The sequence below is a fragment of the Salipiger sp. H15 genome (assembly GCF_040409955.1).
GTDB lineage: Bacteria > Pseudomonadota > Alphaproteobacteria > Rhodobacterales > Rhodobacteraceae > Salipiger.
This window is the reverse complement of sequence record NZ_CP123384.1, coordinates 1,091,493-1,112,674: the sequence shown is the minus strand read 5'-3', so window position 1 is coordinate 1,112,674 and position 21,182 is coordinate 1,091,493. Positions and strand designations below refer to the sequence as shown.

The following is a 21,182-nucleotide window of genomic DNA, read 5'->3' as shown; positions in this document are numbered from 1 at the left end:
AAAAAGGGTCTGTTCTCGAGCCTCAGCGCCGCGGCTTCAGCGCCGCCGTCACGTAATTCACCGACAGGTCCCGGTCCGAGATCGACCAGCGCCAGCTCACCGGGTTGAACACGTAGCCCTTGCGGTCCACCGGCTCGAGCCCGGCCTTGCGCAGCAGCTCGTAAAGCTCGTCCGGGGTGATGAACTTCGCCCAGTCATGCGTGCCCTTGGGCAGCCAGCGCATCACCCATTCCGCCCCGACGATGGCCATGGCAAAGCTCTTGGCGTTGCGGTTGATCGTCGAGCAGAGGTGCAGCCCGCCGCGCTTCAGCAGGGCGTGGCAGGCATCGAGGTAGGCCTGCGGATCGGCCACGTGCTCGATCACCTCCATGTTCAGCACCACGTCGAACTGCTCGCCCGCCGCCGCCAGCGCCTCGGCGGTGGAGAAGCGGTAGTCGATCTCCAGCCCCGACTGCTCGGCATGGGTGCGCGCCACGGGAATGTTGCGCTCGGCCGCGTCGACGCCGACGATCTCGGCCCCGAGCCGGGCCATGGGCTCGCAGAGCAGCCCGCCGCCGCAGCCGATATCGAGGATGCGCAGCCCCTCGAAGGGACGCGGCGTCGACAGGTCACGATCGAACTCCCCGGCGACCTGCGCCGTGATATAATCGAGACGCACGGGGTTCATCATGTGCAGCGGCTTGAACTTTCCGTTCGGGTCCCACCATTCTGCCGCCATGGCTTCGAACTTGGCGACTTCGGACGGATCGACGGTCAGGGTCATAGTGCAGGTATCCCGTTTTCTTTTGGGCTCATCAGCCAATATAGAGGTTCCATGGACAAATACCCGGGCCAAAAGAGCGCAGTGCAACATCTCTATCCCGCGATCGACCCGTTCGACCAGCGCATGCTCGACGTGGGCGACGGGCACAAGCTCTATGTGGAACAGTGCGGCAACCCCACCGGAATCCCGGTCATCGTGCTGCACGGCGGCCCCGGCGGCGGCTGCAGCCCGGCGATGCGGCGCTATTTCGACCCCGACGTCTACCGCGTGGTGCTCTTCGACCAGCGCGGCTGCGGGCGCTCCACGCCCCATGCCAGCGTCGAGAACAACACCACCTGGCACCTCGTCGCCGACATCGAGCGCATCCGCGAGGCGCTGGGCATCGGCAAGTTCATCGTCTTCGGCGGCAGCTGGGGCGCGACGCTGTCGCTGGTCTATGCGATCACCCACCCGACCCGCGTGCGCCAGCTGGTGCTGCGCGGCGTCTTCATGATGACCCAGGCCGAGCTCGACTGGTTCTACGGCGGCGGCGCGGGGCAGTTCTGGCCCGAGACATGGGCACGGTTCGAGAGCCTGATCCCCGAGGAAGAGCGCGGCGATCTCGTCGGCGCCTACCACCGGCGCCTCTTCTCCGGCGACCTGCGCGAGGAGGTGCGATTCGCCCGCGCCTGGTCGTCGTGGGAGAATGCTCTCGCCTCGGTCTACTCGAACGGCCACGGCGGCGAGGCCCCGGCCGATTATGCCCGCGCCTTCGCCCGGCTCGAGAACCACTATTTCGTCAACGCGGGCTTCCTCGAGGAAGACGGCTGGATCCTGCGGAACGCCGCCAAGCTGCGCGGCATTCCCGGCATCATCGTGCAGGGCCGCTACGACATGATCTGCCCGCCGCGCCGCGCCTGGGAGCTGTCGCGCGCCTGGCCCGAAGCCGAGCTGCGCATGATCCGCAACGCCGGCCACGCGCTGTCCGAGCCGGGGATCAGCGCCGAGCTGGTGCGCGCGATGGACCAGATCGCCATGCTCGAGAGCCTGTCGAACCGGCACGAGCTCTGACGCCGCCGCCGGATGGCGAAGGTTTGAGCGGGGTGCTGTTGCATCGCGCCCTGCCGCCGTGCAGAGTGGGCTCCGCAATCGACACCGCCCTTGGGGAGAGCCCCGCCCGATGACCGTCCTCCGCCGCCGCCGCGTGCTGCAATCGGCCCTCGCCGCCGCCGTCCTCGGCGCGTCGGGACTGGCCGGTGGCGGCGCCATGGCCGGGGCGACCCGCGGCGGCTACTTCCGCGCCGCGCTGGGTGGCGCCCGCGGCACCGATGGCTGGGACGCGCGCACCCATGCGGGGCTCTTCATGAGCGCCGCGGCGCAGGGTGCGGTCTTCGACACGCTGACTGAGGTCGGGGCCGACGGCGCGCTGCGCGGCGAACTGGCGACCGGCTGGAGCGCCTCGCCCGACGCGCGGGTCTGGACCTTCGACCTGCGCCGCGGCGTGTCCTTCCACAACGGCAAGCCCTTCGGTGCCGAGGACGTGCTGGCCTCGCTGGCGCTGCATCGCGATGCCGCCTCCCCGGCCCGGCCCATCGTCGCCGAGATCGAGATGATGCGCGCGGTGACCCCGCACCAGGTGCAGTTCACCCTCGCCACCGGCAACGCCGATTTCCCCTATCTCATGGCCGACTACCACCTGCTGATCTACCCCGCCGGGCAGATCGCCGAGGCCATGGCGCGCGGCATCGGGACCGGGCTCTACCGGGTCGAGCGGTTCGAACCCGGACGCCGCTTCATCGGCCGCCGCGTCGCCGAGCATTACAAGGACGGCCGCGCGGGCTGGTTCGACGGCATCGACTTCCTCGCGATGAACGATCCCGCCGAGCGGCTCGAGGCGCTGCGCTCCGGCCGCGTCGACGCCATCGACCGCCTGCCTGCCGCCGAGGCCGCCGCGCTGGCTGCCGAGCCGCGGATCACCGTGCAGAGCCTCGCGGGCAACCAGCACTACGGCTTTGCCCTGCGCACCGATCTTGCGCCCTTCGCCGACCCGCACCTGCGCCGGGCGCTGAAGGCGGCGGTCGACCGCGAGGCGATGGTCTCGGGGATCCTGCACGGCCACGGCAGCGTCGGGCAGGACAGCCCGATCGGCCCTGCCAACCCCTATTTCACCGCGCTCGAGCCGCAGGGCTTCGACCCGGAGCGCGCCCGCTGGCACCTCGCGCAGGCCGGGCACGAGGGCATCGCCCTGCCGATGCTGGTCTCCGAGGCGGCCTTCGACGGCGCGACCCGCGCCGCCGAGCTCTACCGCGAGAGCGCCGCGCAGGCCGGGATCACGCTCGAGCTGCGCCTTCTGCCCTCCGAGACCCGGTGGCCGCGCGAGAGCGCCGGTTTCCGCGCCGGCGGCTGGTCGGGACGCGCCACCGAGGACTGGGCCTTCTCGACCGTGCTGACCGAATCCGCGCCGTGGAACGCCACCCGCGGCGGCTCCGGGCGTTTCGGCCAGCTGCTGCGCGAGGCGCGGGCCGAGTTCGACAGCTTCCGCCGCGCCGAGCTCTATGCCGAGATGCAGCGGCTCAGCCGCGACGAGGGCGGGCTGATCCTGCCCATGTACGCCAACCACCTGCAGGCGCATTCGGCGCGCATCGCCACGCCCGCGCGCGTCGGCGCCGTGCGCGCCATGGACGATTCGCGCATGGCCGAACGCTGGTGGATGGCCTGATCCCCTGATCGGCGCCGCGCCGGGAGGCAACCTCCGGCAGGCGTATTTGGAAAGAGAAGAAGCCGCGGTCTCTCCACGGCCTCTTCTTCTCTTTGAAAATACGCCGGGGGGTGCGGGGGGCTGGCCCCCCGCGGCAAGTGCGGTGGCGGGGGGCACCCCCCCCGCCACCTTGGCTCAGAGCACGTAGCGGCTGAGGTCGGTCGAGCGGGTGAGCTCGCCGAGGTGCTTCTCGACGAAGCCCTCGTCCACGGTGACCGAGATGCCGGCCTGGTCGGGGGCGGTGAAGCTCAGTTCCTCGAAGACCCGTTCCATCACCGTGTAGAGCCGCCGCGCGCCGATGTTCTCGACGCTCTCGTTCACCTCGGCGGCGATCTTCGCCAGCGCGCGGATGCCGGCTTCGGTGAAGCTGACTTCAACCTGCTCGGTGGCCATCAGCGCCGTGTACTGGCGGGTGAGGGCGTTGTCGGTCTCGGTCAGGATACGGACAAAATCCTCCTCGGTCAGCGCGCGCAGGTTCACCCGGATCGGCAGGCGGCCCTGAAGCTCGGGCAGCAGGTCCGAAGGCTTGGCGATGTGGAAGGCGCCCGAGGCGATGAAGAGGATGTGGTCGGTCTTCACCGGACCGTGCTTGGTGCTGACGGTGGTGCCCTCGATCAGCGGCAGCAGGTCGCGCTGCACGCCCTCACGGGAAACGTCGCCGCCGCGGGCTTCCTGCCGCGCCGCGACCTTGTCGATCTCGTCGAGGAAGACGATGCCGTTCTGCTCCACCGCCTCGATCGCGGCGAGCTTGACCTGCTCGTCATCGAGCAGCTTGTCCGCTTCCTCGGAAATCAGCACCTCGTAGCTTTCCGCCACGGTCATCTTCTTGCGCGTGGTGCGCTGGCCGAAGGCCTTGCCGAAGATGTCGCCGAGATTCATCATCCCCATGTTCTGGCCGGGCTGGCCGGGGATCTCCATCATCGGGAAGGGCGAGGCGGTCTCGGCCACGTCGAGCTCGATCACCGTGTCGTCGAGCTCGCCGCTCTTGAGCTTCTTGCGGAACATCTCGCGGGTGCCCTCGCGCGCGTCCTGCCCGGCGATGGCCGAGACCACGCGCTCCTCGGCGTTCTTGTGCGCGGCCGCCTTCACGTCCTCGCGCATCCACTCGCGGGTCTGCACGATCGAGGCGTCGACGAGGTCACGGATGATCTGCTCGACGTCGCGGCCGACGTAGCCGACCTCGGTGAACTTGGTGGCCTCGACCTTGATGAACGGGGCGCGGGCGAGCTTCGCAAGGCGGCGCGAGATCTCGGTCTTGCCGACGCCGGTCGGGCCGATCATCAGGATGTTCTTGGGGTAGACCTCGTCGCGCAGGTCGGCCGAGAGCTGCTTGCGCCGCCAGCGGTTGCGCAGCGCCACGGCGACGGCGCGCTTGGCGTCGTTCTGGCCGATGATGAAGCGGTCGAGTTCCGAGACGATCTCGCGGGGGGTAAGGTCGGTCATGGTCGTCCTTTCAGGCTCTCTTTCAGGCCGAAATGCTCTCAACGGTCAGCTTGCCGTTGGTGTAGACGCAGATGTCGGCGGCGATCGCCATGGCCCGGCGGGCGATCTTCTCGGCGTCGTCCTCGTAGTCGTAGAGCCCGCGCGCGGCGGCGAGGGCGAAGTTGCCGCCCGAGCCGATGGCGGCGATGTCATGCTCGGGCTCGAGCACGTCGCCGGCGCCGGTGATCACGTAGAGCTCGCGCCCGTCGGTGACGATCAGCATCGCCTCGAGCTTCTGCAGGTACTTGTCGGTGCGCCAGTCCTTGGCGAGATCGACACAGGCGCGCTGCAGCTGGCCGGGGGATTTCTCGAGCTTGCCCTCCAGCCGCTCAAGCAGGGTGAAGGCGTCGGCGGTGGAGCCGGCAAATCCACAGACCACCTCGTGACCGCCGGGCGCCAGCCGGCGCACCTTGCGCGCGGTGCCCTTGATGACAGTCTGGCCGAGGCTCACCTGCCCGTCACCCGCGACGACCACCCGGCCGCCCTTGCGGACGCCGATGATCGTGGTGCCGTGCCAGCCCGGAAATTCCTGATCGGACATTGTCTTTCCTTTCTTGCTGGGCGCCATATGGGGGCTGAAACTCTCCCTCGCAAGGCGCTGCCCTTGCCGGGGCAGATAGCGCAGGGGACGGGAAATGGGAATGATCGCGGGGGATCTGGGGCGCGCGGCGCTGGCGCATTGGCCGGTTCTCGCCCGCGAGCTGGGGCTTGACCCTGCGTCCTGGCGTCCCGCGCCGCTGGCCCGGCGCGAGGATGCGCGGGTGGCGCGGATCCTGCTGTGTCTGGACGGGCCGGAGGGGCGGCGGCTGGTGCTGAAGCACGAGCTCCGCCCCGATGATCCGGCGAAGTTCACCGCCGCGATGGCCGCCCATCTGGAAGTGCAGGAGGCCTATGCGGCCGGGGTGCCGGCGCTGCTGGCGTTTGACGTCGAGCGGCGCGCCTGCGCCATGGAGTTCCTCGAGGCGCGGCCGCTCTCCGTGTTGCTGGAGGGGGCGCCTCTGGCCGAACAGGCGGCGCTGCTGCGGCGGGCGGGGGCTTGGATGGGCGGGTTTCACCGCGCTCTGCCGGGGGAGCGCCGGGTGTTCCAGCCGAAGCACACGCTGGGCTTCCTGCGCGGGGTGATGGCCGAGGTCGCCTCGGGTGCGCGGGCTGTGGCGGAGCCGGAGCGGTTTATCTCCTGCGCCGGGGCGCTCTGTGCCGATCAGGCGCGCTACGAGGGGCGCGGGACGCTCACCGCCCGGACCCATGGCGATCTGCACCTGCGCAACCTCGTGCTCGGCGAGGCGGCCTGCTGGGGGATCGACTTCGCCGGGGGGCGGGTGGTGCCGGTGGGGCATGACATCGCCCGGCTGCTTGCAGATTACGCCATCCTGCACGCGCCGAAGGAGGCGATCCCCGCAGGCGAGGTGCTGCCGCCCGAGGCGCTCGGCGCCTTCTTCGCGGGTTACGGGCTGGTGACGGCGGAGGATCCCTCGGTGCAGCTGCTGCTGCGCAACCGGGTTCTGGCGGAATGGTGGGGGCTTCCGGCGAGGCCCGAGGACCGGGGACCGGCGCAGGCGCGGCGCTGGGCCGGGGTGCAGGCGCTGGCGGGGCGGGTGTTTCCCGGCGCCTGAGCGCGGCGCGGGTCGCGGTGTTGCGACGCCTCCGGCGGGAGTATTTGGGGAAAGATGAAAGATTGCCGTGCGGCGGGGGCCGGGGCTTATCAATGAAAAATGCGCCCCCAGAGGGAGGCGCATTTCTCTAGAACGCTGGGCCGGAAGGCTCAGATCGACTCGTTGATCCAGCTTGCCAGCGAGGCCTTGGGGGCGGCGCCGGCGCGGTTCGAGATCACCTGGCCGTCCTTGAAGATGAAGAGCGCAGGAATGCCGCGCACGCCCATCATGGCGGCGGTGTTCGGGTTCTGGTCGACGTCGACCTTGGCGATCTTGATCTTGCCCTCATACTCGGCGGCGAGCTCTTCCAGAGCCGGGCCGATCTGCTTGCAGGGGCCGCACCATTCGGCCCAAAAATCCACCACAACGGGGATGTCGGAGTTCTTCACTTCTTCGTCGAAGGTCGCGTCGGTGACGGGGACGGTGGCCATGGGAGGTCTCCTTGGCAGGGGTTTGGCAGCAGGGCGCGCGGCAGGGCGCACCCGGTGTTCGGGGGGCGAAGGTAGGCACGCCCCGGGGAGTCGTCAAGTTGCAGTAGTCCTGTGCAGCGCCGCACACACCAGATCGTGTGGCAACACCATGAGCTCCTGCGTCGCGGTCCAGATGAGCCCGGTCTCGATCTCGCGCCCGGGGAAGACCTGTGCCAGCGCGGCGGCATAGGCGCCCATCTGGCGCAGCAGCCCCTCGGGCACCTCGGCCGGGGTGCGGGGCACGGTGCGGTTCGACTTGAAGTCGAGCGCGATGACCTTGCCGGGGGTGACCAGCAGCCGGTCGATGACGCCGTGGATGCGTCCCAAAGGCTCTATCCCGGCGGAAATCGGCACTTCGGCGAGGGCTTCGCCGGCAAAGACCGGGGCCAGCGCGGGGGCGGCGAGCACGGCCAGCGCCTCGGTGACGATGCTGTCTGTCTCCTCCGGCAGGTCCTCGGCCAGGGTCAGCACGTGCGGCACCGCCTCGGCGCGCTCGGGCGCGGAAAGCGGCGCGAGATGTTCGAGCAGCAGGTGCAGCACCGTGCCGCGCAGCTTGGCTTCCTCCTCGTCGAGCCCCTCGATCCCCGAGAGCGCCTTGGCGCCGCCGAGGTCGGAGGGCGAGCGGCTTTCGGGCAGCGGCGCGGGCAGGGGCGCAGGGGTCAGCAGGTGCGGCGGCAACTCCGGAAGCACCGGGGCCTGCACCGTGACCTGCTCGAAGGGCAGGTGCGACCAGTCCGCCTGACCCAGACGCAGGCCCTCGCCCGAGCCCCATTTGCCGAAATCGTAGCCGACGGCCTCGGCCCCGGCGCGCTCCATACCCCTTTGCACCTGGTCGAACCAGGCGCTGCCGTCCTTGCCGAGATTACCGGCGGCGGCGACCACCAGCCATTTCTCGGCGCGGGTCAGGGCGACGTAGAGCAGCCGGTCGCGCTCGCGTTCGGCGGCGGCCTTGGCGGTCTCCAGCGCCTCGGCCTGCACCTGCGGCTGCGCCGCGGCGCTCGACTGCCAGACCATGCCGGCGGTCTCGCCGCTCCCGGCGGGCAGCAGGCGCTCGCGGATGGTCTTGGTGGGCTGGGCGCAGTCGGGCAGGATGACGATCGGCGCCTCAAGGCCCTTGGAGCCATGCACCGTCATCACCCGAATGCGGGCCCCGGCGCTGTCGGGGGCGCGCTTGATCTCGAGATCGTCGGACTGCATCCACTCGAGGAAGCCGGTGAGCGAGGGCACGGTGCTCTGCTCGTAGGCCAGCGCCTGCTGCAGCAGCGCGTTGATCCCGTCCTCCGCCTCTTCGCCGAGCCGCCCGAGCAGCTTCTGCCGGCCGCGGTGGCGGGTGAGGATGCGCTCGATGAGGTCGTAGGGGCGCAGGAAGTCGGTCTTGCCGAGCAGGTCGTCCATCACCCGCAGCACGGCGGGAAACTCCTCGCGCCGGTCGCGCAGGGCGACCCAGAGGTAGCTGCCGGGCTTGCGGTGGTGGGCGAGGTCGAAGAGCGCTTTCTCGGTCAGGCCGAAGAGCGGCGAGCGCAGCGCGGTGGCGAGCGAGAGGTCATCCTCGGGCGTGGCGAGGAAGGCCAGCAGCGCGCCGATATCCTTCACCGCCAGTTCCGACATGACCTTCAACCGGTCGGCGCCCGCGATGGGAAGGCCGCGGGTCTTGATGGCGCGGATGATCTCGGTGAAGAGCGTGCCGCGCCGGCGCACGAGGATCAGGAAGTCGCCGGCATGGGCGGGGCGGGCCTTGTAGCTGCCGGTGTTGCCGATCTCGACGGGGAGCGGCGTGCCGATGGTCTCGGCGATGAAGGTGGCGATGCGGTTCGCGAGCCGCACCGTGTGATGCTGCGCGCCGATGCGGTCGACCGGTTCGTACCACTCGGCGTCTTCCTCCTCCTCCTTGGCGGGCTCGATATGCGGCCAGAGATCGACCCTTCCCGGCATCTCGGACTTGAAGGCCTTGTGTCTCTGTTCCGGGGAAAACCCTGACTCCTCGCGGCCCTCGAAGGTGGCATCGACCAGCTTCAGCACCGGCCCGGCGGAGCGGAAGGAATATTCCAGCATCATCCGCGACAGCGGCGCGTCGGTGCCCTGCAGCCGCTCGGCGAAGTCGTCGCACATGCGGTCGAACTCGCGCGGGTCGGCACCCTGGAAGGAGTAGATCGACTGCTTCTTGTCGCCGACGACGAAGATCGTCCGCCGCACGTCGCCGCGCGCCCCCTCGCCGGAGGTGAACTCGCGCGCCAACCGCTCGATCACCTGCCACTGCACCGGGCTCGTGTCCTGCGCCTCGTCGACGAGGATGTGGTCGATGCCGCCGTCGAGGCGGTAGAGCACCCAGTCCGCCACCCGGTCGTCGGCCAGCAGGTCGCGGGCGCGCACCACCAGATCGTCGAAGTCGAGCCAGCCGCGGCGCATCTTCTCGGCCTCGTAGGCCGGAAGGAAGACCTGTGCAAAGCGGTGCAGGGTGATCTCGCGCTTCACCGCCTCGACGGCGAGCCGCGCCTCGCGGGCCTCTTCCACCCTTTGCGCCAGCTGCTCCAGCCGCGGCGCGTCGGGGCCGAGCGCCTGCTTGCTGTCCTTGGTCGGCACGCGGCTGCTGATCGTGCCCTTCTGGGTGAGCAGCGCATCTTCCAGCGCGAGCATCCCGGCCATGTCGGGCCCGGTGAAGCGTGCAAGCTTGTCCGCCGCGCCCTGGTCGGTGCTCTTGCCGGCCTGCAGCACGGGGATCACCCGGGCGATGAGGTCCGTTTCGCTGCCGAGGAAGACCTCGGCCAGCACCGCCTCCTCGTCCATGTCGCCGGGCAGCCCGTAGAGCGCGCGGATGTCCTCGGCGGTGCGGGGCGGCAGGAAGGCGGCTTTGCGCCCGCAGAGCTCGGCCAGCAGCGCCTCGGGCTGTTCGCCGAGGAAAGGGGCCATGGCCTCGATGAGATGGGCGTCGCGCCCTTCGGCCATGCGTTCCAGCACCTCGGCGCGCAGCATCTCGGCGGCGCGGTCCTCCATCTCGGTGAACTGAGGCGAGACCCCGGCCTCGAGTGGGAAGCGCCGCAGCAGGCTCGCGCAGAATGAGTGGATGGTCTGGATGCGCAGGCCGCCGGGCGTCTCGATGGCGCGAGCAAAGAGCGTGCGGGCCTGTCGCAGCCGCTCGGGCGGCAGCGCGCCGTCGAGGCCGAGCTGGCGGAGTTCACGGACGAGATCGTCATCGTCCCGCATCGCCCAGTCCCCGAGCCGCTTGAACAGGCGGTTCTGCATCTCGGTGGCGGCGGCCTTGGTGTAGGTCAGGCACAGGATGTGCTCGGGCAGCACCTCGTCGAGCAGCAGCCGCGCCACCCGGTCGGTCAGCACGCGGGTCTTGCCCGAGCCCGCGTTGGCGGCAAGCCATGTCGAGGCATCCGGGCGGGCCGCCTGCACCTGCTTTTCGCTGGCCTCGTTGCGGCTCATTCCAGCATCTCCCGTTCGGCGGCGTCGATCACGTCCCATTCGCCGAAGCGCGAGAGGTGGTCGTAGTCGGAAAAGTCGTTCTCGCTCAGCATGGCGGCGCGGGCGGTGTAGCCGCGATCCGGCTCGAACCAGCGGGTCATCAGGGTCTCGAACTGGCTCCAGACCTTCGACGGCGGCACCTCGTCGAGCGGCGCCTCGACCTCGTTCGGGTTGACTGAGACCGAGACGAAGACCGCCCGCGCGGCGTGGCGCGGCTGCAGGTTCGGGAAGGCGCCGCGCTCGACCATGGCGGCCTCGAGCAGCAGCTGCTTGTCGAAGTTCTTCTGCTGCTTGGCCGTCGGGGCGGCGCCGGTCTTGTAGTCGTAAAGATGGGCGTTGCCCTTCTCGTCGATGTCGATCCGGTCGGCAGTGCCCTTGAGGGTGAAGCCGAGCGCGGCGATGTCGCTCGAGCCGCTGGTCTCGAAATGCGCCGGGCGGGCGATCTGCTGACGCTGCGCCTCGGTGCGGGTGAACCACTCGGCGATACGGCCGATGCGCGACTGCCAGACGTGGCGGGTCACCGGGAAGGGCAGCACATCGCGATCGCCGATCACCGTCGCGGCCTTGGCGCGCAGCGCCTCGGCACTCAGAAGCCCCGGATCAGAGACTGTTTCGCGCACGAATTCCTCGAACACCTGATGGATCAGGATGCCGCGCAGCAGGGCGTCGGGGGCGCGTTGCAGCGGGTTGAGCGGGCGCAGCCGCAGCACGCGCTTGGCGTAGATCGCGTAGGGGTCGCGGATCAGCGTCTTGATCTCGGTGACCGAGAGCTGCCTTGGCCGCGCCGCGACGGGGGGCACCGGCGAGGGGCGCGCGGCGGCGGGGGTCTTGATCGGCGCCTCGACCTGCCGGGCCAGCGCCAGCCAGTGCCTGCCGCGATCCTTCATCGCCTCGAGCGCCTGCGGCCCCTGCTTCGCGGGCAGGCCGTTCATCAGGTTCATCAGGCGGTTCACCCAGCGCGCGGGCACGGTCTCGGCGTCGTCGGATTTCAGCGCGCGGGTGATCCAGACCTCCTCGGCGGCGACCGCCTGCTGGAAGTCATGCGCGGCAAGGCCGATGCGCCGCTCGGGCAGCAACAGGCCCGCCTTGTGGCGCATCCGGCGGTTGAGCCACGGGTCGGCGCCGGGGATTTCCGGCCAGCTGCCCTCGTTGAGCCCGCCGAGGATCAGCAGCTCGGCCCCCATGACGCGGGCCTCGAGCGTACCCCAGATCAGGATGCGCGGGTGCGGCGCGTCGCGGTCGCGCACCTCGCCCTTGGCAAGGATCGCGCCGAAAAGGTCGGCATAGTCGCGCGCGTCGAGGTCGGTGCCGTGGCTCGCCTCGCCCTCGAGCTCGGCGACTGCCTGCCGCGCCTTGCGGCCCGCGCCTTCCTTCCAGAGCTCGGATTCGCCGTGTTCGGGCCCGGCGGCGATGGCCTCGGCCCGCTCCACGTGATGGGCCAGCCAGTCGCTCAGCGCGCGGGTGCCGTGAAGCGGCGGCTGGCAGAAGGTCTCGGCGACCCAGTGCGCCCAGTCGGGGAAGCCGGCGGCCGCGCCCCAGGCCTCGATCAGCTCGGGCTTGGGGAAGGGCCAGCTCTTCTTGCGGATGTGCAGTTCCAGCTCGCGGGTGGCGCGCAGGTGGTTGTTGCGCTCGGATCCGCTGTGGGTGAGCGGGTGCTTCAGCAGCGAGAGCAGGCTCTCGGCGGTCAGCTCGCGCTGGAAGAGCGCCGCCACCTGCCGCAGGAAGCGCCCCGGCGGGGTCAGCTGCAGCGGGATGCCGGCGCTGTCGTCGGGCACGATGTCCCAGCGGTCGAGCGCGGCGGTCACCTGCCGGGTCAGCATCCGGTCGGGGGTGATCAGCGCCGCCGTGGTGCCCCTTTCCGCCGCCTCGCGCAGGCGCAGGGCGATGGCCATCGCCTCCTCGCGCTTCGAATTGGCCTCGACCAGCGTGAGCTTTGCCGTCGCCTCGGTCAGATCGGGCAGGTGCACGCCCTCGGAGCGCCACTGGTCGGTGACCGGCGCCGGGCGCAGGGCGAGCGAGACCAGCCGGTTGCGCGCCGCGCTGGGCGGGGCCTCGCCGTGCCAGTGCGGCAGGGTCACCGGGTCGAGTGCCAGCTCGTGCAGCAGCCGGGCGAAGCGGAACTGCGGGTGATCCTCGCCCGAGAGCGCGTCGGTCAGCCCGCCCCAGACCGGCCCGGGCATGTCGAAATCATAGCCCGGCAGCACCAGCGCGCCCTGCGGCAGGCGCGAGACCGCGCACATCAGCCGGTGCGTGCCCCCGCGCGAGCCGGTGGAGCCGGCAAGGATCACCGGGTGCTCGGGCGGGGTCTCTTCCCAGCGTTTCAGTCTCTCTTCCAGCGCATAACGGCGGAAGGCGATGGTGTCCGGCGCCTCTTCGCCCTGCTCGAAATAGCGCTGCACGATGCTGAGGAAGCTGAGCGCGCGCTGCCAGTGGCCGGACTCGTCGCTGACGTCGAGCTGGGCGATCTGGTCGGGCGAGACGCCCTCGTCCTGCATCTCGTCCATCAGCGTGGCGAGGCTGTCGGCCAGATCGAAGAGCGCGGCGCGCGGGGCGAGGTCGGGCTGCGCGTCGAGTAGCCGCGACACGAGGCCGGTCAGTTCGAGCCTGCGGCGCAGCGGCGGCACCGGCGCGGGCAGGTCGCGCAGCGCGGCCGGGTCGGCCATGTCGGTCAGCAGGCGGATGCGCGGCAGCAGCGTCGCGGGACCGGAATCGAAGATTGCCTTCACCCGCCGCGCCATGCGGCTGGTGTTGAGGATCAGTTCGACCTTGGCCATCTCCTCGGGCGGGCGGCCGGCCATGCGGTCCCGCAGGCCCGCGACCAGCGCGGCGGGGAAATCGATGCCGGGGGCAAGCCCGTAGACGCGGGGGGTGCCGCTCGGCTCAAACATGGCGGGCCAGCATCTCTTCGGCGAGGGTGATGCCCTCGGGGTGGCCGACATCGGCCCAGTGTCCGGGGTAGTCGAGCCCGCAGAGCCGGCCCTCGTCCCCCATCCGCTGCCAGAGCGTGCGCAGCGAGAACACCTCCTCGGGGATTTCCGCCAGCAGCTCGGTCTTGAGTATCTGCGCGCCGGTGTAGACGTGATCGCCTTTCCAGCGCAGCTGGCCATCCCCTTGCAGCGTGAAGTCTCCGGCACCCTTGCGGCCCACGGCGTTCGCCAGCGGCACGCAGAGCAGCAGCGCGTCCATGCGGGCGGGATCCCAGGCCTCGGCCAGCAGGCGCAGCGGGTTCGGCCCGGCCCAGACCGCATCGGTGTTGAGCGTGAAAACCGGCTCCGGACCCAGCAGCGGCAGGGCATGGCGCAGCCCGCCGCCGGTGTCGAGGATCTCGGGCTGCTCGACCGAGACGACGACCCCGCTGCGGTCGAGATGCGCGACGACCTGCTCGGCGCGGTAATGGGCATTCACGACGCGCGTGGGCAGGCCGGTCGTCAGCGCCAGCGCGTGGTCGAGCAGCGGCTTTCCGGCCACCTCGATCAGCGGCTTGGGGCGGTCGGCGGTCAGCGCGCCCATGCGGGTGCCGAAGCCCGCGGCAAAGAGCATCACGGCATGGGGCATCAGGATTTGAGCCTTTCGAGGGTCTCGGGCGTCGGCGCGGGCAGCGCCGGGTCCAGCAGGGCGCGGATCCCGGCCAGCGCCGGATGCGCGAGGTCGGTCTGCAGGTGGTCCCAGACACGCGGGATGAGGTCGATGTACTGCGGCTTGCCGCGTTTCTTCGCCAGCGAGGCGAAGACGCCGAGGATGCGCAGGTTGCGCTGCACGCCGAGCACGGCGAGTGCGGTGCGGAACGGCGTCTCGTCTGTGCCGGTCTGGTCGAGATAGTGCCGGATGCAGGCCTCGGCGGTGGCGTCCGAGACATCCCGGCGGGCGTCGCGGATCAGCGAGATCAGGTCATAGGCGCGGTGGCCCTTCAGCGCGTCCTGGAAATCGAGCAGCCCGGCCCGGGCCGCGCCCTCGCGTTCGGGCAGCCAGAGGATGTTCTCGGCGTGGTAGTCGCGCAGGATCATCACGTCGGTTTCGGGGGCGTGCTCGGCGATCAGCGCGTCGAAGGCGGCGATCACCCGGTCGCGGGTCGCGGGATCGTGCGGTGCGCCGGTGCCGGGCACGTAGGCGTCGAAGGCAAGGCCGGTGATCCGCGACAGGTGCGCCGCGTCGGCCACCGGCAGATCCTCGGGCGGGGCGTGGCGGTGCAGCGCGATCAGCGCGTCGGTTGCCCCGAGATAGAGCCGCTTTTCGGTCGCGGCATCGGTGCAGAGCCGGGCGACGAGCCCGTCGCCGAGATCCTCGAGCAGCAGCAGGCCCGGCGCCTCGGCCAGCACCCGCGGCGCGCTGAGGCCGATCTGCAGCAGGTGCCGCGCGAGCCGGGCGAACAGCGCCACGTCGCCCTCGGGGTCCTCCATAAGGATCGCGGTCTCGGCCCCGCGCGCCAGCCGCGTGTAGCGGCGCGACGAGGCATCCCCGGCCAGCGGCTGCGCCTCGGCGCCACCCCAGCCCGCGGTGAACAGGAAATCTTTCACGAAAGCCCCTCCAGGCGGCTGTCCCAGCGCGCGTCCTGCCAGTCGAGCGTCACCTGCCGGGTCTCGTCGCCGGTCACCTCGAAGCTCAGCGTCAGGGCCGAGGCGGGGGTGAGATCGGCCAGCCGGTCGGGCCATTCCACGAGGCAGATCGCCTCGTCAAAGGCCTCGTCCAGCCCCAGTTCGACCACCTGGTCGGGGTTCGAGAGCCGGTAGAGATCGCTGTGCCAGAGCTCGCCCGTGGGCACGTCGTAGACCTGCACCAGCGTGAAGGTGGGCGAGGGCACGTCCTCGGGCTCGTCCATCAGCGACTGAATCAGGCAGCGGGCGAAATGGGTCTTGCCCGCGCCGATGCCGCCGATCAGCAGCAGCACGTCGCCGGGGCGCAGGCGCGGGGCCAGCGTGGCGGCCAGCGCGCAGGTGGCGTCTGGGGAGGGCAGGGACAGGGCGCGCGTCGTCATGGCGGGAAGATCCCGCCCCCGCCCGCGCGCGCAAGCGGCATCCGGACGTCAGCCGGGCGCGTGTGCGGCGACGGTGCGCTCGGTGAAGCGGACGAGGGTCGCGCCGCCGGGCATCGGGTCCACCCGGCAGAGCAGGGGCGTGCCGTCGAGCATGTCGAGCGGCGCGTCCCAGGAGGCCCGCTCGCGCAAGCTCAGGACGAAGTCGCGGATGTCGCCCCAGATCGGGCTCGGCGCGCAGGCGGCCTGCCAGCGGGCGGTCGCCCCGGCGACCGAAAGCTCGGCGACGCGGGTGTCGGGGTCATCGTCCCAGAGCCGCGCATAGGCCTCGTTGCAGAAGCTGAGCCCGCCCTGGTGCGAGAACACCGCCACCGCGTCCTCGAGGCAGTCGAGCACCGAATGCACCTGCTCGAGCTCCTGCCGAAAGCGGCGCGTGAGCGAGATCTCCGAGCTGATGTCCTCGAAGAGAAGGGCGATGCCGGCGTCGGGATGCGGGCGGCCGGTGATCCGGTAGGTCAGGCCCGAGGGCAGTTCCCATGTCTCGACGTAGAGATCGGAGGAGGCCGCCGCGATCACCCCCGACAGGTGTTCGCGCCAGCTCTGGTAGTTCTTCGGCTCGGGCATCATCCGCCCCTCGCGCAGCGCGTCGAAGAAGCTCATCAGGTTGGGCCGGGTGGAGAGGAACTCGGCCGGAAGGCTGGTGAGGTCGATCAGCGCGGGGTTGAACAGCGCCAGCCGGCGGTCGCGGTCGAAGACGGCGAGGCCGATCGGCAGGTGCGCGAAGATGCGCGTCAGGGTCTGCAGGAAATTGCGCTGGTTCACCTCGGAGCGGATGATCGCGTCGATATTGGTCGCGAAGTGAATCCAGCCGTTGCGGGTGCGGTGCGACTGGACCTCGTACCAGAACTGGCTTTCCTCGCCGCGCGCGCCGAGCGCGGTGCGGTTGCGGCGCGTGTCGCTGCCGTTGGCGACCGCAAGCTCGAACGGCGCGGGGCCGGTCGGATCGGCCCCCACCTGCGCGCAGGCGTCCTCGTAGGCGGCGTTGTACCAGATCACGGCATCGGCCTCGTCGCTCTGCCAGATCGGGCTCGGCACCAGCGCGACCGCGCGGCGCAGGCGGGGCAGGTCCTGCTGCTCCTGCAGCAGCTTCAGCTGCTGGCCCGCCGGCAGGAAGGGGGCGCGGACCGAGAGCCGCAGCGACGTGCCCTCGGGCGAAAGCACCAGCTCGCTGCCCGGCGCATGGAGCGCGGCGTAGCTGGCGGAGACCCTTGGGGCGGTCTCGGGCAGGGGGCCGAAGAAGGGCTCGAGCCGCTGGCGCAGGTCGGGCCAGCCCGGCGCATCCTCGGGGGCGAGGTCGAGCATGTGGCGCGCGGCGCGGGTCATGTCGATCACCCGTCCGCCGGCCATCAGGATCTGGGTGTCGGCAGCCGATGCGGGCCCCGGTTCGGGAGAGCGCGCAGGGCCGTTGGTGTCGCGGGGCTCGCGCAGGATGAGCGCGCCGGTGAGGGCGGCGAAGCAGGCGCCGATACCGATGGCGAGCGCAACTGTCAGGTCCAAGCCCATCTCCGCAAGTCAGGACGTCCTGCCTCACTAATGCCAGAAAGGTTAATTTTTCCTTAATCTTGAGCGAGTGATCAAGTTCGCGCGGGCGCGGTATGGCCCGGGATCCTCAGCCGTCGAACACCGGGTTCTCGCCGAGCGGAGTGCCCGGCGGCAGGTCCGGAGCGACGATTGCGTCGCGCGGCCAGACCAGTTCCACCACCGCGCCGCGGCGGGTGCCCGGCGGCTCGGGCGCGGTCGGGTCCGAGCCGTTGGCAAAGCTCAGCTCGGCGCCGGAGCGCTCCAGCAGGGTCTTGGCGATGAAGAGGCCCAGCCCCATGCCCTCGTATTCCGGCCGCGCGCGGCGCTCGGCCTCGGTGCGGCGGCGGCGGATCATCGGATCGCCGATCCGGCCGATCATCTGCGGCGGAAAGCCCGGCCCGTCGTCGATGATCCGCACGGTGACGCTGCGCGCGTCCCATCCGGCCTCGATCCAGACCCGGCTGCGGGCGAAATCCACGGCGTTCTGCACGAGGTTGCGCAACCCGTGGATCACCTCGGGGTGGCGCAGGATCTGCGGCATCGGCAGCTCGGTGCCCTCGATCGTGTCGAGCGAGACCAGCTTGCCGCGGTTCTCGTGCGGCTCGGCGGCCTCGCGGATCACCTCGGTCAGCGGCGCGCGGCGCAGGTGCAGGTCGTCCTTCCCGGCCCGCCCCATGGAGCGCAGGATGTCGCGGCAGCGGTCGGCCTGCGCGCGGATCAGCCGCGCGTCCTCCTGCAGCTCGGGCCGGTCGTCGAGCTCTTCGATGAGCTCGGCCGAGGTCAGCTTGATCGTCGCCAGCGGCGTGCCGAGCTCATGCGCCGCGGCGGCCACGACGCCGCCGAGGTCGTTCAGTTTCTGCTGCCGCGACAGCGCCATCTGCGTGGCGTTGAGCGCGTCGGACATGGCGTTCATCTCGGTGGTCACCCGGCGCGCGTAGACCGACAGGAAGACCAGCGCGATGGCCACCGCGACCCATTGTCCGAAGACGAAGAGGTCGGGGATCTGCAGCACCTGCCCGTCGACCGTGTGCAGCGGCACATGCGCGAAGACCATGCCCGAGATCAGCAGGAAGGCGGTGATGTTGAGCACGATGGTCGAGCGCAGCGAGAGCATCACCGCCGAGACGGTGACCGGCCCAAGCACCATCACCGAGAACGGGTTGTGCAGCCCGCCGGTGAGGTAGAGCAGGAAGCACAGCTGCAGGAGGTCGAACATCACCATCAGGAAGTTCTCGGCTTCCGACAGGCGCTTGGTCTCGGGGAAGACGAGGCTGGCGACGAGGTTGCCCATCACCGAGATGCCGACGGCGAGGTAGCACAGGCCGAGCGGCAGCTGCAGGTCGTAGATCGACTGCGCGACGACCAGCGCGGCGATCTGGCCGCAGATCGCCACCCAGCGCAGCAGGATCATCGTGCGCAGGCGGATGAAGGTGCTGCGTTCCTCCTGCCAGAGCAGGCCTTGGTCCGTCGGGCTCATGCCAATGCCTTCTTTCCAGTGCTTTCCCGCTTGATCCCCGGGGGGCAGTTGTTAGGTCTGGGAGTGTTAATTCCCGGGCGGGGATTTGCAATGCGCCGCGCCGCGATCTCCTGCCCTGTTCCGAAGGAGAGTGCCATGAGACCAGCCGCGCTTTTCGCCATCGCCGTCGCCGGCGGACTCGTCGCGCTCTCGGCGGGGATGTGGGTGGCCACGCAACTGGGGCAGGGGGACGACCGCTTCGCCGAGTGCCGCGAGGGTGCCGTGGCGGGCGGCACCGGGGCGATCGGCGGGCCCTTCGAGCTGGTGACGCCGGACGGCAGGACGGTGACCGATGCCGAGGTGATCACCGAGCCGACGCTGCTCTATTTCGGCTATACCTTCTGCCCCGACGTCTGCCCGCTCGACAACATGCGCAACGCCGAGGCGGTCGACCTGCTGGCCGAGAGGGGCTATTCTGTGACGCCGGTGATGATCAGCGTGGATCCCGCGCGCGACACGCCCGAGGTGATGGGGCAATATGCCGCCAACATCCATCCCAAGATGATCGGCCTGACCGGGTCGGAGGCGCAGATCGCAAAGGCGGCGCAGGCCTACAAGGCCTACTACAAGAAGAACGACGACGATCCCGAGTACTACTCGGTGGACCACTCGGCCTTCACCTACCTCGTGCTGCCCGGCAGCGGCTTTGCCGAGTTCTTCCGCCGTGACGTGACACCCGAGGAACTGGCCGAGCGCGCCGCCTGTTTCATCGACCGGACGTGACGCGAAACGCGCCCACGATTTGACCGCATGTCGCGGGCGGGATAAGAGAAATTCTCATACGGCGCTTCATGCCGCTCCAAAGAACGGGGGCCCCCGTGGCGGAACTGACACAAGACGATCTGGGCGACGATCGCTCGCTGCTGCTTGTCGATGACGACGAGCCTTTCCTCAAGCGGCTGGCCAAGGCCATGGAGAAGCGCGGCTTCGAGGTCGAGACCGCCGAGTCCGTCGCCGGCGGCATCGCCATCGCCAAGGCCCGTCCGCCGGCCTACGCGGTGGTCGACCTGCGGCTCGAGGACGGCAACGGGCTCGACGTGGTCGAGGCGCTGCGCGAACGTCGGCCCGACAGCCGCATCGTCGTGCTGACCGGCTACGGCGCCATCGCCACCGCCGTGGCGGCGGTGAAGATCGGCGCCACCGACTACCTGTCGAAACCCGCCGATGCCACCGACATCACCAACGCGCTGCTGTCGCGCGGCGACGACCTGCCGCCGCCGCCGGAAAACCCGATGAGCGCCGACCGGGTGCGCTGGGAGCATATCCAGCGGGTCTACGAGCTCTGCGACCGGAACGTGTCGGAGACCGCGCGGCGGCTCAACATGCACCGCCGGACGCTGCAGCGCATCCTCGCGAAGCGCTCGCCGAAGTAGGGCGGCGCGCCGGACGTGTGCGCCCTGCGGGCGCATGCCTCCGGCGGGGATATTTTCGACAAGTGGAAGACGGGGGCGTGGCGCGGCTCAGAGATCGTAGCGCTTGAGCACCTTGTCGACGGTGCTGCCGTCGCCGAGCCGGTAGCCGCGGATATGGCCGTAATCCTCGAAGCCGCGGCTCTGGTAGTAGATCAGCCCGCCCTCGTTGTCGGCGCGGATCTCGGCGTTGATCCAGGCATAGCCCTCGCGGGCGCAGGCGGCGCGGGTCGCCTCGAAGAGCGCCGAGCCGATGCCGAGCTTGGTGCGGCCGACCCGCGCGAAGCTGGCGATCTGCGCGACGCTGTCGCCGAGCTCGCGGTGCGGCTCGACCCACTGGAAGCCGAGCAGCTCGCCGTCCCCGGCCTCGGCGAGGTGCCAGATGGCACGGGGCGTCGCCATCCAGCGGCGCAGATCGTCGCCGGTCACCGGCTCGGTCAGGGCGGTGGTGCCGCCCTGCGTGATCACCTCGTTGAGGAGCTCGGCCATCGGCCTTGCATCGAGCGCGCCGGCACGGCGGACGGAGATCGGGGAGGCGGTCACAGCAGCTCCAGGAGTTCGGCGTGGCGCGCCGTGTAGGCGCGGCGCACCTCCACGGGCGGGCGCAGGTGGATGTCGAGCCCCTCGGTCAGGGCGGCGTCGGGGCGCTTGAAGAAGCGCGAGGCCTCGGCTTCGGAGAAACCGGCGATCTGCACCGCCTCCATCCAGGCCGAGACGTTGTCGGCCTTCTTGATCTGCTTCTTCAGCGCGGGCGAGGGCGCGGAGGGCAGGCCGAAGCGGAGGTGGATCGCCGCCGCCAGCCGCTTGTCGAGCTCGCCGTAGCCCGGGCCGACCGCCGCCTTCACCGGCGAGATCATGTCTCCGATCACGTATTCGGGCGCGTCGTGCAGCAGGGCAAAGAGCTTCTCGGCGGGGCTGGCGGCGGGGCAGAGGCGGCAGAACAGCGTCTCGACCAGCAGCGAGTGCTCGGCGACGGAATAGGGGAAGTCGCCCTTGGTCTGGCCGTTCCAGCGGGCGACGAAGGCGAGGCCGTGGGCGATGTCCTCGATCTCGATATCGACCGGGGTCGGGTCCAGCAGGTCGAGGCGGCGGCCGGAGAGCATGCGCTGCCAGGCGCGGGGTTGCTTGGGCATGG

The 21,182-nt window shown here is 70.3% G+C and carries 18 protein-coding genes; 5 read left to right on the top strand and 13 right to left on the bottom strand.

The genetic code is table 11. The features are described from left to right. Nucleotides 1-22: 22 nt before the first annotated feature. Complete coding sequence (ubiG, locus tag PVT71_RS05345) at nucleotides 23-763, bottom strand: bifunctional 2-polyprenyl-6-hydroxyphenol methylase/3-demethylubiquinol 3-O-methyltransferase UbiG (protein WP_353473469.1); 741 nt, start codon at nucleotides 761-763, stop codon at nucleotides 23-25. A gap of 51 nt (nucleotides 764-814) precedes the next feature. On the opposite strand from ubiG, the gene pip reads away from it, so the two are divergent. Both pip and PVT71_RS05335 read left to right on the top strand, forming a co-directional pair. Then, nucleotides 815-1,813: a prolyl aminopeptidase gene (pip, locus tag PVT71_RS05340; RefSeq protein WP_353473468.1), complete on the top strand. Its 999-nt coding sequence runs from the start codon at nucleotides 815-817 to the stop codon at nucleotides 1,811-1,813. Nucleotides 1,814-1,922: 109 nt separating this feature from the next. Continuing rightward, nucleotides 1,923-3,461: an ABC transporter substrate-binding protein gene (locus PVT71_RS05335; RefSeq protein WP_353473467.1), complete on the top strand. Its 1,539-nt coding sequence runs from the start codon at nucleotides 1,923-1,925 to the stop codon at nucleotides 3,459-3,461. A 174-nt stretch (nucleotides 3,462-3,635) separates the two neighbouring features. Here PVT71_RS05335 and hslU read toward each other — a convergent pair whose 3' ends face one another. Next, nucleotides 3,636-4,943, bottom strand: a complete 1,308-nt coding sequence (gene hslU, locus PVT71_RS05330; RefSeq protein WP_353473466.1) for an ATP-dependent protease ATPase subunit HslU — start codon at nucleotides 4,941-4,943, stop codon at nucleotides 3,636-3,638. A 22-nt stretch (nucleotides 4,944-4,965) separates the two neighbouring features. Beyond that, on the bottom strand, nucleotides 4,966-5,523 hold the full coding sequence (gene hslV / locus PVT71_RS05325) for an ATP-dependent protease subunit HslV (protein WP_353473465.1): 558 nt from the start codon (nucleotides 5,521-5,523) through the stop codon (nucleotides 4,966-4,968). 100 nt (nucleotides 5,524-5,623) lie between these two features. Between hslV and PVT71_RS05320 the strand changes: the two genes are divergently transcribed. Continuing rightward, nucleotides 5,624-6,595 (top strand): phosphotransferase, encoded by a 972-nt coding sequence (locus tag PVT71_RS05320; protein WP_353473464.1) that lies wholly within the window; start codon nucleotides 5,624-5,626, stop codon nucleotides 6,593-6,595. Nucleotides 6,596-6,744: 149 nt separating this feature from the next. Here PVT71_RS05320 and trxA read toward each other — a convergent pair whose 3' ends face one another. From trxA to regB, 8 genes are all read right to left on the bottom strand, one after another. Then, nucleotides 6,745-7,065, bottom strand: coding sequence for a thioredoxin (trxA, locus tag PVT71_RS05315; protein WP_095881202.1), 321 nt, complete (start codon nucleotides 7,063-7,065; stop codon nucleotides 6,745-6,747). Nucleotides 7,066-7,158: 93 nt separating this feature from the next. Then, the gene (gene addA / locus PVT71_RS05310; protein ID WP_353473463.1) at nucleotides 7,159-10,533 is read right to left on the bottom strand and encodes a double-strand break repair helicase AddA; all 3,375 of its coding nucleotides are present in this window, start codon (nucleotides 10,531-10,533) and stop codon (nucleotides 7,159-7,161) included. Continuing rightward, on the bottom strand, nucleotides 10,530-13,460 hold the full coding sequence (gene addB / locus PVT71_RS05305) for a double-strand break repair protein AddB (protein WP_353473462.1): 2,931 nt from the start codon (nucleotides 13,458-13,460) through the stop codon (nucleotides 10,530-10,532). The genes addA and addB overlap by 4 nt, the downstream gene beginning before the upstream one ends. Beyond that, nucleotides 13,453-14,127: a nucleotidyltransferase family protein gene (locus tag PVT71_RS05300; protein WP_353473461.1), complete on the bottom strand. Its 675-nt coding sequence runs from the start codon at nucleotides 14,125-14,127 to the stop codon at nucleotides 13,453-13,455. Before PVT71_RS05300 ends, addB begins: the two co-directional genes overlap by 8 nt. Then, a complete protein-coding gene (locus PVT71_RS05295) occupies nucleotides 14,127-15,086 on the bottom strand; it encodes a phosphotransferase (RefSeq protein ID WP_353473460.1) in 960 nt (319 codons plus the stop codon). The genes PVT71_RS05300 and PVT71_RS05295 overlap by 1 nt, the downstream gene beginning before the upstream one ends. Further along, nucleotides 15,083-15,544 (bottom strand): tRNA (adenosine(37)-N6)-threonylcarbamoyltransferase complex ATPase subunit type 1 TsaE, encoded by a 462-nt coding sequence (tsaE, locus tag PVT71_RS05290; protein ID WP_353473459.1) that lies wholly within the window; start codon nucleotides 15,542-15,544, stop codon nucleotides 15,083-15,085. The genes PVT71_RS05295 and tsaE overlap by 4 nt, the downstream gene beginning before the upstream one ends. A gap of 48 nt (nucleotides 15,545-15,592) precedes the next feature. Continuing rightward, complete coding sequence (locus PVT71_RS05285) at nucleotides 15,593-17,098, bottom strand: PAS-domain containing protein (RefSeq protein WP_353473458.1); 1,506 nt, start codon at nucleotides 17,096-17,098, stop codon at nucleotides 15,593-15,595. A gap of 112 nt (nucleotides 17,099-17,210) precedes the next feature. Beyond that, nucleotides 17,211-18,599 (bottom strand): sensor histidine kinase RegB, encoded by a 1,389-nt coding sequence (gene regB / locus PVT71_RS05280; protein WP_353473457.1) that lies wholly within the window; start codon nucleotides 18,597-18,599, stop codon nucleotides 17,211-17,213. A gap of 135 nt (nucleotides 18,600-18,734) precedes the next feature. Between regB and PVT71_RS05275 the strand changes: the two genes are divergently transcribed. Together PVT71_RS05275 and PVT71_RS05270 are read left to right on the top strand one after the other, a co-directional pair. Further along, complete coding sequence (locus PVT71_RS05275) at nucleotides 18,735-19,361, top strand: SCO family protein (protein ID WP_353473456.1); 627 nt, start codon at nucleotides 18,735-18,737, stop codon at nucleotides 19,359-19,361. A 95-nt stretch (nucleotides 19,362-19,456) separates the two neighbouring features. Beyond that, nucleotides 19,457-20,011, top strand: coding sequence for an ActR/PrrA/RegA family redox response regulator transcription factor (locus tag PVT71_RS05270; RefSeq protein ID WP_353473455.1), 555 nt, complete (start codon nucleotides 19,457-19,459; stop codon nucleotides 20,009-20,011). 87 nt (nucleotides 20,012-20,098) lie between these two features. On the opposite strand, the gene PVT71_RS05265 is transcribed toward PVT71_RS05270, so the two are convergent. Together PVT71_RS05265 and PVT71_RS05260 are read right to left on the bottom strand one after the other, a co-directional pair. Continuing rightward, nucleotides 20,099-20,536, bottom strand: a complete 438-nt coding sequence (locus PVT71_RS05265; protein ID WP_353473839.1) for a GNAT family N-acetyltransferase — start codon at nucleotides 20,534-20,536, stop codon at nucleotides 20,099-20,101. Between the two features lie 50 nt (nucleotides 20,537-20,586). After that, nucleotides 20,587-21,180 carry an HD family hydrolase gene (locus PVT71_RS05260; protein ID WP_353473454.1) on the bottom strand — a complete coding sequence of 198 codons (594 nt, stop codon included), beginning with the start codon at nucleotides 21,178-21,180 and terminating at the stop codon, nucleotides 20,587-20,589. Between the last annotated feature and the right edge of the window lie 2 nt (nucleotides 21,181-21,182).

Excerpts from the sequence above, each read along its gene's own strand:
- ubiG (WP_353473469.1), bottom strand. The coding sequence starts at position 763 with ATGACCCTGACCGTCGATCCGTCCGAAGTCGCCAAGTTCGAAGCCATG.
- pip (WP_353473468.1), top strand. The coding sequence starts at position 815 with ATGGACAAATACCCGGGCCAAAAGAGCGCAGTGCAACATCTCTATCCC.
- PVT71_RS05335 (WP_353473467.1), top strand. The coding sequence starts at position 1,923 with ATGACCGTCCTCCGCCGCCGCCGCGTGCTGCAATCGGCCCTCGCCGCC.
- hslU (WP_353473466.1), bottom strand. The coding sequence starts at position 4,943 with ATGACCGACCTTACCCCCCGCGAGATCGTCTCGGAACTCGACCGCTTC.
- hslV (WP_353473465.1), bottom strand. The coding sequence starts at position 5,523 with ATGTCCGATCAGGAATTTCCGGGCTGGCACGGCACCACGATCATCGGC.
- PVT71_RS05320 (WP_353473464.1), top strand. The coding sequence starts at position 5,624 with ATGATCGCGGGGGATCTGGGGCGCGCGGCGCTGGCGCATTGGCCGGTT.
- trxA (WP_095881202.1), bottom strand. The coding sequence starts at position 7,065 with ATGGCCACCGTCCCCGTCACCGACGCGACCTTCGACGAAGAAGTGAAG.
- addA (WP_353473463.1), bottom strand. The coding sequence starts at position 10,533 with ATGAGCCGCAACGAGGCCAGCGAAAAGCAGGTGCAGGCGGCCCGCCCG.
- addB (WP_353473462.1), bottom strand. The coding sequence starts at position 13,460 with ATGTTTGAGCCGAGCGGCACCCCCCGCGTCTACGGGCTTGCCCCCGGC.
- PVT71_RS05300 (WP_353473461.1), bottom strand. The coding sequence starts at position 14,127 with ATGCCCCATGCCGTGATGCTCTTTGCCGCGGGCTTCGGCACCCGCATG.
- tsaE (WP_353473459.1), bottom strand. The coding sequence starts at position 15,544 with ATGACGACGCGCGCCCTGTCCCTGCCCTCCCCAGACGCCACCTGCGCG.
- regB (WP_353473457.1), bottom strand. The coding sequence starts at position 18,599 with ATGAGCCCGACGGACCAAGGCCTGCTCTGGCAGGAGGAACGCAGCACC.
- PVT71_RS05275 (WP_353473456.1), top strand. The coding sequence starts at position 18,735 with ATGAGACCAGCCGCGCTTTTCGCCATCGCCGTCGCCGGCGGACTCGTC.
- PVT71_RS05265 (WP_353473839.1), bottom strand. The coding sequence starts at position 20,536 with ATGGCCGAGCTCCTCAACGAGGTGATCACGCAGGGCGGCACCACCGCC.
- PVT71_RS05260 (WP_353473454.1), bottom strand. The coding sequence starts at position 21,180 with ATGCCCAAGCAACCCCGCGCCTGGCAGCGCATGCTCTCCGGCCGCCGC.